The organism is Rhizobium sp. RU35A (genome assembly GCF_900156005.1).
GTDB lineage: Bacteria > Pseudomonadota > Alphaproteobacteria > Rhizobiales > Rhizobiaceae > Neorhizobium > Neorhizobium straminoryzae.
Map to the genome: position 1 here is coordinate 137,244 of NZ_FTMR01000011.1, position 14,267 is coordinate 151,510.

At 64.3% G+C, this 14,267-nt stretch carries 19 protein-coding genes; 9 read left to right on the forward strand and 10 right to left on the reverse strand.

Going from position 1 to position 14,267, the window contains the following annotated elements:
- Positions 1 to 115: 115 nt before the first annotated feature.
- Positions 116 to 316 carry a hypothetical protein gene (locus F3H95_RS21620; protein ID WP_149747527.1) on the reverse strand — a complete coding sequence of 67 codons (201 nt, stop codon included), beginning with the start codon at positions 314 to 316 and terminating at the stop codon, positions 116 to 118.
- Positions 317 to 668: 352 nt separating this feature from the next.
- Between F3H95_RS21620 and F3H95_RS21625 the strand changes: the two genes are divergently transcribed.
- A complete protein-coding gene (locus tag F3H95_RS21625; protein WP_143126551.1) occupies positions 669 to 1,259 on the forward strand; it encodes a TetR/AcrR family transcriptional regulator in 591 nt (196 codons plus the stop codon).
- A gap of 42 nt (positions 1,260 to 1,301) precedes the next feature.
- On the opposite strand, the gene F3H95_RS21630 is transcribed toward F3H95_RS21625, so the two are convergent.
- Together F3H95_RS21630 and F3H95_RS21635 are read right to left on the reverse strand one after the other, a co-directional pair.
- Positions 1,302 to 1,538 (reverse strand): SlyX family protein, encoded by a 237-nt coding sequence (locus F3H95_RS21630; protein WP_149747528.1) that lies wholly within the window; start codon positions 1,536 to 1,538, stop codon positions 1,302 to 1,304.
- Between the two features lie 98 nt (positions 1,539 to 1,636).
- Positions 1,637 to 1,924 carry a hypothetical protein gene (locus F3H95_RS21635; RefSeq protein ID WP_143126552.1) on the reverse strand — a complete coding sequence of 96 codons (288 nt, stop codon included), beginning with the start codon at positions 1,922 to 1,924 and terminating at the stop codon, positions 1,637 to 1,639.
- A gap of 211 nt (positions 1,925 to 2,135) precedes the next feature.
- Here F3H95_RS21635 and recF point away from each other — a divergent pair, with 211 nt between their 5' ends.
- From recF to F3H95_RS21650, 3 genes are read left to right on the forward strand one after another with little or no spacing between them, the layout of a single operon-like run.
- Positions 2,136 to 3,257: a DNA replication/repair protein RecF gene (recF, locus tag F3H95_RS21640; protein ID WP_143126553.1), complete on the forward strand. Its 1,122-nt coding sequence runs from the start codon at positions 2,136 to 2,138 to the stop codon at positions 3,255 to 3,257.
- A gap of 57 nt (positions 3,258 to 3,314) precedes the next feature.
- A complete protein-coding gene (locus F3H95_RS21645) occupies positions 3,315 to 4,082 on the forward strand; it encodes a molybdopterin-synthase adenylyltransferase MoeB (RefSeq protein ID WP_143126554.1) in 768 nt (255 codons plus the stop codon).
- Entirely contained in the window at positions 4,082 to 4,594 is a 513-nt protein-coding gene (locus tag F3H95_RS21650; RefSeq protein WP_149747566.1) for a GNAT family N-acetyltransferase, read from the forward strand. The genes F3H95_RS21645 and F3H95_RS21650 overlap by 1 nt, the downstream gene beginning before the upstream one ends.
- On the opposite strand, the gene F3H95_RS21655 is transcribed toward F3H95_RS21650, so the two are convergent.
- Positions 4,584 to 5,084, reverse strand: a complete 501-nt coding sequence (locus F3H95_RS21655) for a DUF3833 family protein (RefSeq protein ID WP_149747529.1) — start codon at positions 5,082 to 5,084, stop codon at positions 4,584 to 4,586. The two genes, F3H95_RS21650 and F3H95_RS21655, sit on opposite strands and share 11 nt — an antisense overlap.
- A 158-nt stretch (positions 5,085 to 5,242) precedes the next feature.
- Positions 5,243 to 6,247 (reverse strand): D-glycerate dehydrogenase, encoded by a 1,005-nt coding sequence (locus F3H95_RS21660; protein ID WP_143124238.1) that lies wholly within the window; start codon positions 6,245 to 6,247, stop codon positions 5,243 to 5,245.
- Positions 6,248 to 6,422: 175 nt separating this feature from the next.
- Here F3H95_RS21660 and F3H95_RS21665 point away from each other — a divergent pair, with 175 nt between their 5' ends.
- Positions 6,423 to 6,974, forward strand: coding sequence for an SH3 domain-containing protein (locus F3H95_RS21665; RefSeq protein WP_143124239.1), 552 nt, complete (start codon positions 6,423 to 6,425; stop codon positions 6,972 to 6,974).
- 84 nt (positions 6,975 to 7,058) lie between these two features.
- Here the strand turns inward: F3H95_RS21665 and F3H95_RS21670 are convergent, their stop codons facing one another.
- Together F3H95_RS21670 and F3H95_RS27235 are read right to left on the reverse strand one after the other, a co-directional pair.
- Complete coding sequence (locus F3H95_RS21670) at positions 7,059 to 8,051, reverse strand: adenosine kinase (protein ID WP_143124240.1); 993 nt, start codon at positions 8,049 to 8,051, stop codon at positions 7,059 to 7,061.
- A gap of 92 nt (positions 8,052 to 8,143) precedes the next feature.
- Complete coding sequence (locus F3H95_RS27235) at positions 8,144 to 8,287, reverse strand: hypothetical protein (protein WP_188134449.1); 144 nt, start codon at positions 8,285 to 8,287, stop codon at positions 8,144 to 8,146.
- Between the two features lie 64 nt (positions 8,288 to 8,351).
- Here F3H95_RS27235 and F3H95_RS21675 point away from each other — a divergent pair, with 64 nt between their 5' ends.
- Positions 8,352 to 9,299, forward strand: a complete 948-nt coding sequence (locus F3H95_RS21675) for an AEC family transporter (protein WP_149747530.1) — start codon at positions 8,352 to 8,354, stop codon at positions 9,297 to 9,299.
- Between the two features lie 104 nt (positions 9,300 to 9,403).
- Here F3H95_RS21675 and F3H95_RS21680 read toward each other — a convergent pair whose 3' ends face one another.
- The gene (locus F3H95_RS21680; RefSeq protein WP_143124242.1) at positions 9,404 to 9,976 is read right to left on the reverse strand and encodes a cytochrome c family protein; all 573 of its coding nucleotides are present in this window, start codon (positions 9,974 to 9,976) and stop codon (positions 9,404 to 9,406) included.
- A gap of 151 nt (positions 9,977 to 10,127) precedes the next feature.
- Between F3H95_RS21680 and F3H95_RS21685 the strand changes: the two genes are divergently transcribed.
- The 3 genes from F3H95_RS21685 to F3H95_RS21695 all read left to right on the forward strand — a co-directional run bounded on the left by F3H95_RS21685 (position 10,128) and on the right by F3H95_RS21695 (position 12,819).
- Entirely contained in the window at positions 10,128 to 10,883 is a 756-nt protein-coding gene (locus F3H95_RS21685; protein ID WP_143124243.1) for a 3-deoxy-manno-octulosonate cytidylyltransferase, read from the forward strand.
- A gap of 11 nt (positions 10,884 to 10,894) precedes the next feature.
- Entirely contained in the window at positions 10,895 to 11,758 is an 864-nt protein-coding gene (locus tag F3H95_RS21690) for a prephenate dehydratase (protein ID WP_143124244.1), read from the forward strand.
- A 116-nt stretch (positions 11,759 to 11,874) separates the two neighbouring features.
- Positions 11,875 to 12,819 (forward strand): DMT family transporter, encoded by a 945-nt coding sequence (locus F3H95_RS21695; RefSeq protein WP_149747531.1) that lies wholly within the window; start codon positions 11,875 to 11,877, stop codon positions 12,817 to 12,819.
- A gap of 7 nt (positions 12,820 to 12,826) precedes the next feature.
- Here the strand turns inward: F3H95_RS21695 and nudC are convergent, their stop codons facing one another.
- Both nudC and F3H95_RS21705 read right to left on the reverse strand, forming a co-directional pair.
- A complete protein-coding gene (gene nudC / locus F3H95_RS21700) occupies positions 12,827 to 13,795 on the reverse strand; it encodes an NAD(+) diphosphatase (RefSeq protein WP_188134450.1) in 969 nt (322 codons plus the stop codon).
- The gene (locus tag F3H95_RS21705; protein WP_143124247.1) at positions 13,792 to 14,202 is read right to left on the reverse strand and encodes an HIT family protein; all 411 of its coding nucleotides are present in this window, start codon (positions 14,200 to 14,202) and stop codon (positions 13,792 to 13,794) included. Before F3H95_RS21705 ends, nudC begins: the two co-directional genes overlap by 4 nt.
- Between the last annotated feature and the right edge of the window lie 65 nt (positions 14,203 to 14,267).

Sequence of the window (14,267 nt, forward strand, 5' to 3'; positions counted from 1 at the left end):
TTTCGACGATATGGCACGGCCGGTCCCTAGCAGGTCCGACAAGGGGCCGTCCTGATCGATATCAATCGGCCCGGGAACCTGTGCGCGACAAATGCCGGGCTTCCCCGGCACAGCGTCAGGACCGCGGGCGGGTGCGGGGAATGACCAGCCAGTGCAGATATTTCAGGATCAGCGGGGTGACGACGAAGATGATGCTGAACACCATCACCGGCGTGATCAGCAGCGTGCGATGCCAGGTCGCCCAGCCCTCCGTGAGCGGCACCAGCACGTAGAGAAGCGTGGTGATCACGGGATAGACACAGAGCATCAGGACCATTGCGAGCCGCAGGCGATGCGGTGCCGTCCGTGGTGCAGGGAGAGGCCTGTGATCCGCCTGCGGATGAAGATGATCGTGATGGGGGTGGATGTGAGGATGGGGATGGGGATGGGCGACGGCCTGCGGCAGACCGGCCGGTGGCTCTTCCACCCGCACAGCAGGATGCGAAGACTGCCCTCTGGCAGAAGTTTGTTCCGGAGCCATGGATCCATCCAATAAAAACGAGCCGTTTCGTATCTATTCAAATTGGCGTTTCCAGGCAAGGGATTTTCCGCGACGGGGTTTTTCATGCTACCAGACGCAGAACCGCAGCGGCCGCTTCACACGAGCAATGTCGCGGCAAGGAAGCAGCATGACGTCAGATCCCCGCAGAACCTCCATCGGCGCGCAGCGCAACCCGGAAAGCCGCGATGCAATCCTGAAGGCGGCAACCGACATCATCACGGAATCCGGTCTGGCCGGCTTCTCCATCGAGGCGGTGGCACGGCGCGCGCGGGCGGGCAAGCCCACGATCTATCGCTGGTGGCCCTCGCGCGGCGCGCTGCTTCTGGCGATCTACGAGCTGCAGAAGCCGGACCTCAAGATGCCCGACACCGGCGCGCTGGAGGAGGACATTTTTCTGTTCCTGAAGGGCCTGATCGGCCACTGGCGGGACACACCGGCCGGCGCCATTTATCGCTCGATCCTGGCCGAGGCACAGTCGAACGATGCCTCGGCGCGTGTGGTGGGCGACTACACCGCCGGGCGCTATCACTGGATCGGCGAGATCCTCACGCGCAACAAGGCACGCGGCACGCTGGCCGACGATGTCGATGCCAACATGGCCGGCGAACAGATCGCAAGCTTTGCCATCGCGCGGCTGGTGATGCACCGCCTGGCTATCTCCGATTCCGAACTGCGGCTCGCCGCGCGGCAGTTCGCGCAGGGCCTGCGCAAACGCTGATGCGGCAGCACCCCGCAGCCCATCGGAATCGCGGTGCTGCTATCAGTAATGCGGCGGCCGGGTGATGGCCGGCGCTTCGAGCGAGGCCTCCTCCAGCGACAGGAACCGCTCCGTAAGACGGTCGAGCTTCAGGCGGGTCTGCTCCACCACCTTCCATTGCTCGGCAAGCTGCTCGGACAGCTCGTCGATCGTCTTCGCCTGATAGGCGACGATTTCTTCGAGCTTGGTGATGCGATCGAGATCGGACAGGGTGTTTTCGGACAGGATGTTTTCGGTCATGGTCTCTCTCCTAGCTGAGTGCCCATGGGCTGAAAAGATCTGCCCCTCAAACCGCGTGGCGAGAGCAGGGTTCCCCCTCGCCTTCCGCTCGACCGGCCTCAGCCTCGGTCCTTCTTGCGCTTGTAGGGCATCAGCATGACAGCCGATGCGGTGACGGCGCCGGAAAAGGTGAAGGCCAAGGGCGTTGCAAGAATGAAGCAGACGAGCCAGGGATGCTGCGAGCGCACGATGCGCGAGCCGAGGCCACCGAGATCAAAGGCAATCATGGCGCCGGCGATGCTCAGGCCGAGCGCGAAACCAAACAGGGCGTTGCCTGCCAGGAAGCGCAGCATGTGCCAGTGGTCTGCGCGGGCTTCTTCGGGTGTAAGTTCCTCAGGCATGCTCATGGACCGTCCTCCCCCGGATCGATGAACGTGAGAAAGTTCTAACATGATTTGCAGCGATGTCGTCCATGGAATTTTCGGGGAACCAGGGCTTGGAGCCGGAGGGCACACCGCGCGGCGAAAGACCGGGCGAAACGGATGAGGAAAGACCGCAATACTTGCCTTGAGCGGCCTGACGGTCTAGCTCCCTGTCACGTGAAACGCGCAAGGCATCATGGCTGACAAGACCTTCCTGACCCGGCTGACGCTGACCGACTTCCGCAATTATGCGGAGGCCTCGCTTCGGCTCGACGCGCGGCATGTGGTACTGACCGGCGACAACGGCTCGGGCAAGACCAATCTGCTGGAGGCGGTGTCCTTTCTCTCGCCCGGCCGCGGCCTGCGCCGCGCTGTGCTTTCCGATGTGACGCGGGTTGGTGCAAGCGGCGGCTTTTCGGTCTTTGCCGAGGTCACCGGCCGCGAGGGCGAGGTGTCGATCGGCACAGGCATCGATACCGGCGAGGAGGCCACCAGCCGGCGCCTGCGCCTCAATGGCACGCCGGCGCGCTCGGTAGAGGAACTGACAGACCATCTGAGCGTATTGTGGCTGACGCCATCGATGGACGGGCTGTTTACCGGCGCCTCGTCCGACCGCCGCCGCTTTCTTGACCGGCTGGTGCTATCGCTCGATCCGGCCCATGGCCGTCGTGCCGCAGACTACGAACGCGCCATGCGCAGCCGCAACCGGCTGCTCTCGGAAGGTCGCTTCGATCCCGCCTGGCTGTCCGGCATAGAAGTGCAGATGGCCGAACTCGGCATTGCCATGGCTGCGGCGCGCAGCGAAATGCTCGGCCTGCTCGCCGCCCTGATTGCCCGCAGCAGTGCGACCCCTTTCCCCTCGCCGGACCTCGCGCTGTCGGGTTTCCTCGACGATCAGGCGGGACGTCCCTTTGCCGAGCTGGAGGAGGAATTCCTCGCCGCCCTGCGCGACAGCCGCCATCGCGATGCCGCCGCCGGCCGCACGCTGACCGGGCCGCACCGTGCCGATCTTCTCGTGCGCCACCGGGAAAAGGACATGGAGGCCGAACGCTGCTCGACCGGCGAGCAGAAGGCGCTGCTGGTTGGCCTCGTTCTCGCCCATGCCCGGCTGACCGCCGACATGACCGGCCATGCGCCGGTGCTGCTGCTGGACGAGATTGCCGCGCATCTGGACGAGGGCCGCCGCGCCGCCCTCTTCGATCTGGTCGACGGGCTTGGCGGCCAGGCCTTCATGACCGGCACCGATCGCGCCATGTTTTCGGCGCTGGGCGAGCGGGCGCAGTTTTTCATCGTGCATCAGGGTGCCATCCTGTCGTGACCGCCTGCATGGAAAAATCGGGTTTCCCTTTCGCCTGACTGGTTCTAGGGTCAGTCCATGGAATCACTCGGCCCCGATGAAATCGAACGCTACAAGCGGCACATCCTGCTTCCGGAAGTGGGCGGCGAAGGCCAGCAGAGGCTGAAGCGCGCCCGCGTGCTGGTGATCGGCGCAGGCGGGCTCGGCGCACCCGTGCTGCACTATCTGGCAGCCGCCGGCGTCGGCACGCTCGGCATCGTTGATGATGACCGCGTGTCGCTCTCCAACCTGCAGCGGCAGGTGATCCATGATTCCGGCACGCTCGGCGAACTGAAGACGCAGAGCGCGCGGGAGGCGATCGCGCGGCTCAATCCGCATGTGCGCACCCTCGCCTTCGAGGAGCGTTTCGGACCGGATTTCGCCGCCCTGCATCTCGGCCGCTTCGACCTCATCATCGACGGCTCGGACAATTTCGACACGCGCTATGCCGCAGCCGATGCGGCGGAGGCCGCCAGGATACCGCTGGTGACCGGCGCCGTCGGCCGCTTCGACGGCACGCTGACGGTGCTGAAACCCTGGGAGACGGATGCCGAGGGACAACAGAATCCCACCTATCGCGATCTCTTTCCCGCTCGCCCGCCGGAAGGGCTCGTGCCCGCCTGCGCCGAAACCGGCGTCATCGGCGCGCTCACCGGCGTGATCGGCACGCTGATGGCCATGGAGGCGATCAAGCTGATCGTCGGGATCGGCGAACCGCTGACCGGCCGGTTGCTGATCTATGACGCGCTGTCGGCAAGCTTCAATACCATCCGTTACAAGAGACGCAGACAAAAGACAGCATCATGATCACGATTACCCGCATCCCCGAGGATTTCAGCGACTGGCCCGGCCTTCTGGCGCTGATCCGCACCGCCTTTGCCTCCATGGACGGCGTGATCGACCCGCCTTCGTCTGCCCACCGGCTGACACCGGAAAGTCTGGCCGAAAAGGCGCGTGTCGAAATCTGTCATCTGGCACTTGAAGACGGCATTCCGGTTGGCTGCCTCTTCCTGAAGCCGGAAGCGCCGGATTGCCTCTATGTCGGCAAGCTGGCCGTCCTGCCGCATCTGCAGGGCAAGGGCGTTGGTCGCCGCCTGCTGCAGGCGGCGGAAGAGGAAGCGCGGCGCCACAATTTGTCCAGGCTTCGCCTCGAGACCCGCATCGAACTGGTCCAGAACCATGCGACGTTTTCCGCCTGGGGTTTTGTCCGCACGGCCGAGAAATCGCATCCCGGCTTCGACCGGATCACCTTCATCGAGATGCAGAAAATGCTGGCCACGCCCGCGGAGCAACGACGGCCCGAGGCCGTCAACGGCTGAAGATCACCTTGGTCCTGGCGACCGGCAGCAGGTACTTCGTGACCCAGGCGGTGTTGACGAGTGTTCCGTCCGGTTCCAGTTCCATGGTGTCGTAGAAACGCACTTTGTTCGGCTTGGCCTCGGTGCCGAGGTTGACGAGGTAGTTGAACTTCGCAACCTTGCCCTCGATCACCACCTCGGTGGTACCGATCACGTCCTCGCGGGTGCCGGTATAGCGGCCGGGACCTGTCTTGGTGAAGCGCCAGGTCTTGCGGTCCTTCTCGCCGTCGGAGAAAACGAAATCCTCGCGCAAGACCAGCGTCTTGCCGTCCCAGCGGCCGGTCAGATCCACCTTGAACTCCCGCTTGACGCCATTGATCGCGCTGAACGAACCCGTTGCGCGCGTCTTGCCCTCAAAATAGCGCTCCAGCGCCAGATCCGCCGCATCCGCCGCCTGCGTCAATGTCAGCATCGAAAGCCCCATCATGACTGAGAGCAAACCCTTCTTCATCGGGTGCCTCCTTTCCGTCTTTTCAACGGGGTCTACGGAGCATCTTGCAAACTGGATCGATTCCAATCTGGCTTCCGCGATCAAGGCCGCGTGAAGGCGATACAGCCCCATGGCGGGGCGGATCCATCAAGCGTCAGCGCGGCGGAGGGCGGGAACGGTCAGAGACGACTTGGCAGCACGCGGTTCGGCGGGCGGTGGCCGTCAAAGAAGGTACGGATGTTGATGATCACCTTGTCGCCCATGTCGATGCGGCCCTCGACGGTGGCCGAGCCCATGTGCGGCAGAAGCACTGCCTTGCCTTCCTGCGCGAGCTTCAGCAGCTTCGGATTGACGAGCGGCTCGTTGGAGAACACGTCGAGGCCGGCGCCGGCAATGCGGCCATCCTTCAGAAGCTGGATGAGGGCCGCCTCGTCGATGATGTCGCCGCGCGCCGTGTTGACGATGATGCTCGACGGCTGCATCAGCGCCAGCCGGCGGGCGGAGAGAAGATGGAAGGTTGCGGGCGTCGAGGGGCAGTTGACGGAGACGATATCGACCCGCGCCAGCATCTGGTCGAGGCTGTCCCAGTAGGTCGCCTCCAGCTCTTCCTCGGTTGCGGGGTTGACCCGCTTGCGGTTGTGGTAATGGATCGACAGGCCGAAAGCCTTGGCGCGGCGGGCAACGGCAGTGCCGATGCGGCCCATGCCGACAATGCCGATGCGCTTGCCGCCGATGCGCCGGCCAAGCATCCAGGTGGGTGACCAGCCGGCCCAGCTGCCGGGATCCTCCGTCAGCACCCGCGATCCCTCGATCAGGCGGCGCAGGACGGCAAAGATCAGCACCATGGTCATGTCGGCGGTGTCTTCCGTCAGCACGTTCGGCGTGTTGGTGACAGTGATGCCGCGCCGGGCTGCCGCATCCACATCGATATGATCGACCCCGTTGGAAAAGCTGGCGATCAGCTTCAGCTGCGGACCCGCCGCCTCGATCAGCGCCGAATCGATTCGATCCGTCACGGTCGGCACCAGCACATCGGCCGTCTTCACCGCCGCCAGAAGTTGCTCGGGGCTGCGCGGCACATCGTCTATGTTGAGTTCCGCTTCGAAAAGTTCACGCATCCGTGTCTCGACCGCGTCCGGCAGCTTGCGGGTGATGTAAACCTTGGGCTTTTTCCTGGCGGTCATGGTCGTCCTTCGGAAGCTTGTTCAGATCTCGTTAACCGAGATCGGCGACATTCGGCGGATCAGGCGTTTTCTACCAGACCCGTCGGCGAAGACAAACAAAACCTCGCGCGCTGCGTTTGCCCCGGCATGCGCGAGGTCCCGGCTGCTCCGGCCGATGAGCATCGAGAGAAGGCATATGCGACGTTTCATTCGAATTTCATGCCTTGCCGGCGCGATTGCGCTCGTCGGGACGTCGCTTGCCGCCTTCGTTGACACCGCACCGGCCATGGCGCAGACGGCCAAGGGCGCAAGCGGCCTGCCGCTGCCGCGCTTCGTCAGCCTGAAATCCCGCCGCGTCAACATTCGCGTCGGCCCCAGCACCGATTATGCCGTGTCCTGGATGTACCTCAAGGAGGGGCTTCCGATGGAAATCATCCAGGAATACGAAAACTGGCGGCGTGTCCGCGACGCGGATGGAACCGAAGGCTGGGTGAACCAGGCGTTGCTGTCCGGCGAGCGCACGGCGCTTGCAGCACCATGGATGCGCGACAAGGGACAGCAGGTGTTCGTCAACATGCGCCGTGAGGCCCAGACCACGGCCCAGGTGGTCGCCAAGCTCGAGCCGGGCGTGATCATGCGCCTGAAACAATGCACCGGCGACTGGTGCCTCGCCATCGCCGGTTCGATGGAAGGCTGGGTTCCGCAATCGGAAATCTGGGGCGCCTATCCCGGCGAAGCCTTCAAGTAAGTCCCCTGATCCGCTTGAGGCGCGCCACCGGGCAACAAGACCGTGACGGATCACGGCCCGAACTGACACGGAAAGTCTCTGACGTCAGAGAAGGCCGGCTTCCACGGCCGCATCCTTCAGCGACACCATCGGCCGTGGGCCGAAATGCTGGATCACGATACCGGCCGCCAGGCAGCCGAGCCTGCCGCAGACATCGAGCGGCTTGCCGGCCGTATAGCCGGTCAGGAAGCCGGCAGCGAACAGATCGCCGGCGCCGGTCGTATCCAGCACCTTCTCGACCGCGATGGCATCGACCTTGTAGCGCTCCTCGCCTCTGAGGATGATGGCGCCGTCTTCGCTCAGCGTCACCGCCGCCAGCTTGCAGTCGGCCGCAAGGCTGCGCAGCGCCAGTTCGAAATCGTCGGTTTCATAGAGCGACAGCGCCTCGTGCCGGTTGGCGAACACGATATCCACCGTGCCCGAACGCATGAGATCGAGAAATTCGCCGCGATAGCGGTCGACACAGAAGGAATCCGACAGGGTCATCGAGGTTTCGCGGCCATGCGCATGGGCAATGCGCGCGCATTCGCGGATGGCTTCCTTGGCGCGCGGCGGATCCCACAGATAACCTTCGAAATAGGTGACTTTAGCCTCGGCCACCACCTCGGCCTCGACATGTTCCGGCCCAAGATCGACGCAGGCGCCAAGATAGGTGTTCATCGAGCGCTCGCCATCCGGCGTGACGAAGATCATCGAGCGGGCAGTCGGCGGGAAGGTGCCGTCGGGCCGGGTCTGGTAGTGCACGCCCTGGGCGCGGATATCGTGCTGGAAGATCTTGCCGAGTTCGTCCTCCGCAACCTTGCCGAAATAGGCGGCCTTTGCGCCGAAGCTTGCGACACCGGCGGCGGTGTTGCCGGCGCTGCCGCCGGAGGCTTCGTGCGCGGGACCCATCAGGCTGTAGAGCAGTTGCGCACGTTCCGCATCGATGAGGTTCATGGCCCCCTTGATGATGCCGTTCTCTTCAAGAAACCGGTCCTCGCATCGCGACAGGATGTCAACGATGGCGTTACCGATGGTCAGGACGTCGAACTTGCTCATTCAGCCTCAATCTCCGCAGGGTGGTGCCTTCTCTTCCTCATATAACTTCCAGAGTTGAAGGAAAGGAAAAAGCGCGCGTGGCTTGATGCTCGTCATGCGGGCGTCACGAAGGCGGGATAAATCATCATCGGATCGCGGCCCGGACCACGGATGAACTGGCGGACGCGGTTTCGAACCCCGGAAGGGGTCGAAGCGGGCTTTACGCCCGCTTTCGTGTTTTTGATGCCGCGCGCCATCACGGGTTTGTCCCCCGCACGCGAATGCGCTACATCGGACTCCCGTCCGTGAAAGCCCTCCCCCGTGTCAGCCGTCTTTACCAATGTCGCTCCCGTCTTCCTGCTGATCCTGATCGGCTGGATCGTTGCCCGCACCGGCCTGATGCGCGAGGAAAGCGGTGATGCGCTGGCGGAATTCGTGTTCAAGATCGCCCTGCCGACGCTGATTTTCCGCACGCTGGCGGAAGCGCATTTCGAGGGAGCCTCGCCCTTTCGCCTCTGGATCGCCTATTTCGCCGGCGTCGCCGTGACCTGGACGGTCGGCCACCTGATGGCCCGGCGCCTGTTCGGGCGTGACGAGAAGATCGGTGTCATCGCCGGCATGTCTTCCGCCTTCGCCAACAATGTCTTCATCGGGCTGCCGCTGGTGGGGCGTTCGGTCGGCACCGACGGCATCGTGGCCATCTCCATCCTGCTGGCCATCCATCTGCCGCTGATGATGGTGATCGGGACGATCCTGATGGAACATGCGAGCGCCAGGGTGGATGGCGGCGGGCGACGCAGTCTTCTGGCGGTGTTGCGCCAGGTCGGCACCAATCTGAGCCGCAACCCGCTGGTGATTGCACTGGCGCTCGGCGTCGCCTTCAATCTGTCCGGCCTTGGCGCCTTGCCCGTGGTCATCAAGAACGTGGTGGACCAGATCGCTGCGGTGACGGCGGCGGCGGCCCTGATCTCGCTCGGCATGACGCTGCGCAAATATCCGGTGCACGGCAACCTGTCACTCGCCACCGTCATGGCGCTGCTGAAGCTCATCCTCCTGCCGGCCTCGGTCTACGGCTTCGCCCATCTGCTCGGGCTGTCGCATGCCTGGACCTCCGCCATGGTGCTGACCTCCTCGGTGCCAACGGGCATCAATGCCTGGATCATCGCCACACGCTTCCGCTCGGGTCAAAGCCTCGCCGCCTCCGTCATCAGCATCACCACCATTTTCGGCGTGGTTTCGGTGAGCTTCTGGGCCTGGCTTCTCAGTTGATCACCGATGCGTCGCAGGCGGGCCAGACCATACTTCCCCTTGTCCAAAAGGAAAGGCCCGGCGTGACCGGGCCCTGACGACAGCAAGAGGCAGGAGCGCTTGGCTCAGTTGGTGGCCGGAGCCGCCGGGTCCGGCAGCGGGGCAGGCTTTTCCGAGAGCGAGCGCAGATAGGCGATCACGTTGGCGCGCTCGTCATCCTTCTTGAGGCCCGCAAAGCCCATGGCCGTGCCGGAGATATAGGCCTTCGGAGCCGCCAGGAAGTGGTTGAGATGCTCATAGTCCCAGACCACCGAACCGCCCTTGGAAAAGTCCTTGATGGCAGCGGAATAGCTGAAGCCCTCATGCGAAGCGATCGGCCGATTGACGACGTTCCACAGGCCTGGACCGACCTTGTTGGGACTGCTCGGTTCGGCCGAATGACAGCTCGCACACTTCTTGAAGGAATTGGCGCCGGCCACCGGATCGGCCTTGGCCAGGAGCTGCGCGATCGGCACGGCAGCAGCAGCCGGTGCCGCCTCGCCGCCGCCTGCGGCCGGCGCTTCCGCAGCCGCAATGGCAAAGCCCGGCGTTGCCGGCGCTGGCGAATGGAACAGACCCTCGGATGCGATCGACACGGACATCATCACGAAGACGGTACTGAGCAGGGCCCCCACAGCCATGTTCGTATAGGCGTTCATTCGAAAAAAGCTCCTTCCCACCTGCTGGAATCGCAGGCGTCCCACCTTGAAATCCCTTGAAAGCTATGTCTTTTGCGACACTGGTGCAACCTGAATCAGTGAGCTGCCCCTGCTACCTTTTGCCATCCTCGGCGCTCACGGAAGGACTTTGATGCGCAATCCGGATTTCGACAAAACGCTCGTGCTCATCCCGGCGCGCATGGCTTCCACCCGCCTGCCCGGCAAGCCGCTGGCCGATATCGGCGGCGCGCCGATGATCGTCCAGGTTGCCCGACGCGCCCGCGAGGCCAATGTCGGCCGCGTGATCGTTGCCGTCGACGACCAGCGCGTCTTTGACGCCGTCAACGCTGCCGGTTTCGAGGTTGTCATGACACGGGACGATCACCAGTCCGGTTCCGACCGCATCCACGAGGCGGTGCTCAGCGCCGATCCCGACGGCCAGGCAGAATTCATCATCAACGTGCAGGGCGACCTGCCGACCATCGAGCCGGAGGCCGTGATGGCTTCGCTGCGCCCGATGCAGGATCCCGCCGTCGACATCGCCACGCTGACCGTCGAGATCGACAACGAGGAAGACAAGGTGCTGCCGCATATTGTCAAGGTGGTCGGCTCGCCGCTCACCCCCTCGCGGCTGCGCGCGCTCTATTTCACCCGCGCCACGGCGCCCTATGGCGAAGGCCCGCTCTACCACCATATCGGCCTCTACACCTATCGCCGCCGGGCGCTGGAACGCTTCGTCTCGCTCGGGCCCTCCGTGCTCGAACAGCGCGAGAAGCTGGAGCAGCTGCGTGCGCTGGAGGCGGGCATGCGCATCGACGTGGAGATCGTTGACTCCGTTCCGCTCGGCGTCGATACTCCGGCCGACCTCGAAAAGGCGCGCGCGATCCTCGCCAGCCGTTCCCTCTGATGGACATTCCCATGGTTTCCAAGACCAATCGCATCGCCTTCCAGGGCGATTTCGGCGCAAACTCCGACATGGCCTGCCGCGACATGTTCCCGAGCATGGAGCCGCTGCCCTGCCCCACCTTCGAGGATGCCTTCACGGCGCTGGAAAGCGGCGAGGCGGATCTGGCGATGATCCCGATCGAGAATACGCTGGCCGGCCGCGTGGCGGATATCCACCATCTGCTGCCCGAATCGCGGCTGCATATCATCGGCGAATATTTCATGCCGATCCGCTTCCAGCTGATGGTGCTGCCGGGTGTGACCCGCGACGAGATCCGCACCGTGCACAGCCATATCCATGCGCTCGGCCAATGCCGCAAGATCATCCGCTCGAACGGCTGGAAGGGCGTCGTGGCCGGCGACACCGCCGGTGCCGCCAAGCTGGTGGCCGAACGCGGCGACCGTTCCATGGCCGCCCTGGCGCCGCGACTGGCGGCCGGGCTCTACGGGCTGGAGATCCTGCAGGAAAATGTCGAGGATTCCGAAAGCAATGTCACGCGCTTCGTCGTGCTGTCGCGCGATGAAGCCTGGGTGAAACGGCAGAGCGACAAGGACCTGATCGTCACCACCTTCGTCTTCAACGTGCGCAACATTCCGGCCGCCCTCTACAAGGCGCTCGGCGGCTTTGCGACCAATGGCATCAACATGACGAAGCTGGAAAGCTACCAGATCGGCGGCAAATTCGTCGCGACGCAGTTCTACGCGGATATCGAAGGACATCCCGACGATGCGCCGGTCCGCCGGGCGCTGGAGGAACTGCGCTTCTTTTCCGAAAAGGTCCGCATTCTCGGCACCTATCTCGGTCACCCGATGCGCCGCGCCCTGAACGGCGCCTGACATCCCGACGGCCGCACGGCGGGCCAGAGGGGTGAGATCGTCATGGACCGGCACCGTTCTTGCCGGCCACCGGCGTGGCCTTGTCGGCTTGCGCCTGTCGCGGCGAAGGAGATCACATGTTTCTTGGAATTCTGGCAGGCCTGCTGACCTGCGCCCTCTGGGGCCTGACCTTCGTTGCGGCGCGGCTGGTGCATCCGTTCAGCCTGTTCGACATCACCATTGCCCGCTACGGCGTTTTCGGCCTGACCTGTGCACTGACCATGCTGCATCCGCGCTTTCGCCTGAAGGGCGTCAGCGGCCGGCGGATCGCAACCGGCATGATGCTCGGCATCATCGGCTATGTCGGCTATTTCGTACTGGCCTCGCAGGCGGTTCTTCTGGCAGGCCCGGTCGTGCCACCGCTGATCATCGGCATCATGCCGGTGATCCTGCCGGCGATCGCCAACCTGATGGACAAGACCATCGAGTGGCGACGGCTGGCGCTCCCGCTGCTGATGATCGCCGCCGGCATTGGCGTCGTGAATGTCGAACTGGTGGCGAAACTCGATCTCCAAGGCCAGCGGATGATGCTGGCCGGCGCCGGCTGCGCCATTGCCGCCCTCCTGGTGTGGGTGCTCTACGGCATCGTCAATGCCCGGATCATGCGCGCAGCCGAACCGCCCGGCACCATCGACTGGACCAACCTGCACGGGCTTGGCGCACTGGCCGGCTCGCTGGTGCTGATCCCGATGGCCTCGAACACCTATCAGACCGCCACGACGGAGGATCTGCTGCGCTTCCTCGGCTGGGCCGTGGTGCTCGGCATGACCGCCTCCTGGCTTGCCACCTGGTGCTGGAGCTTTGCCTCCAGACGGCTGCCGCTTGCGCTGACCGCCCAGCTGATCGTCGCCGAAACCGTGTTCGGCCTGATCTTCGGCCTGACCCTCGACGCCCGCGGGCCAACGGCGGCGGAGGCAATCGGAGCAGCACTGCAGATCGCCGGCGTCTCGCTTGCGGTGCACACCTTCACGCGCCGGCGCAGGGCCGCTCTCACAGCAGGTTCGGACGCCACGCCGCAGTGACCGGTCGTCAGTCCCTGCGGCTCCACTCCACCCAGTCACGCATCAGCCGGTGGGCAATGGCCCCGCGCGGCGGCGAGAACGGGCCTTCGCCGGCCGGATCCGCCTCCAGCATGGCCGCCACTTCGGTGCGGCTGAACCAGCGGCAATCGGCCAGCTCCTGCTCGTCACGGCGGATGTCGGCCGACAGCGCCTCCGCATAGCAACCGATCATCAGCGAATGCGGCATGGGCCAGGGCTGGGAGGCGTGATAGCGCACCCGGCCGGTCTCGATGCCGGATTCTTCCAGCGTTTCCCGCCGCACGGCATCCTCGATCGTCTCGCCCGGCTCCACGAAGCCGGCAAGCGTGGAATACATGCCCGGCGCGAAATGGTGGCCGCGACCGAGGAGGACGCGATCGCCCGCCACATCCACCGTCAGCATGATGACGACCGGATCGGTGCGCGGAAACATCATGTGGCCGCAGGCGGGACAGCTGCGCTTGTAGCCGCCGAACTGGCTATCCGTCCTGGTGCCGCACTTGCCGCAGAAGCGGTTGGCTGCATTCCAGTGGGTCAGGCTGAGCGCCTGCGCCACCTCGCCGAGCGTTTCCTCGTCCAGCAGAGCGTCGCGGAAGGCCGAGCGGGCATCGGTGATCTTGAACTGCTTTTCGAGGTCTTCCGCCGGCGTCGTCAGGCTGACGGCAAGCCGCGGCTCGCCATTCTGCCGGTAACCGAGCAGGATCAGCGTGTCCCGGTCGGGATGCAGGCCCGCCACCTCGTGCCGGGCAAACAGCGCATCCAGCACCTGGTCGTCATGCTTCAGAACCAGCTTGCCGTCGGCGAGCACGAGAATATGCGCGCCCTCATGGGCAAGCGCCTGATCCAGGCAATCTTCCGTACGGTGTTCGGCGCCGCGATCCAGCCGGTTGCCGGAAAAGGCAGTCAGGCGGCTTGCTTCCGGATGCGGCGCATCCGTTTCAAAAAGGGAGAGGGTCATGATCCGATCGCCTCGTTCAGCGCGGTGAGGAAGGCATGCTTGCGGTCATTGTCGTACGGAACGGCCGTGCCAAAACCCCAGATCGGGCCGGGCCAGTTCGGATCGCCCTCGTGGCGCGCCACCACATGCACATGCAGCTGGCTGACGATATTGCCGAGCGCGCCGACATTGATCTTTTTCGCACCCGTCACCTGCTTCAGCGCCCCGGCGACCAGATTGGCCTCGAAAGTCAGCATCGCCTGATCGAGCGGCGTCAGTTCGAAGATCTCGGTCTTGCCGGCGCGCTGCGGCACCAGCATCAGCCAGGGCCAGCGGCTGTCCTTCAACAGGCGCAGCTGGCACAGACCAAGCGCGGTGACGAATTCGGAATCCCGTTCCAGCCGGTCATCCAGTACAAAAGGGCTCAAGGTGTCCTCCGAAGTTTTTCGTCTTGCTAGCAGTTTTTTGAAGGCTTGGCTTGCTTTTGCTGCGG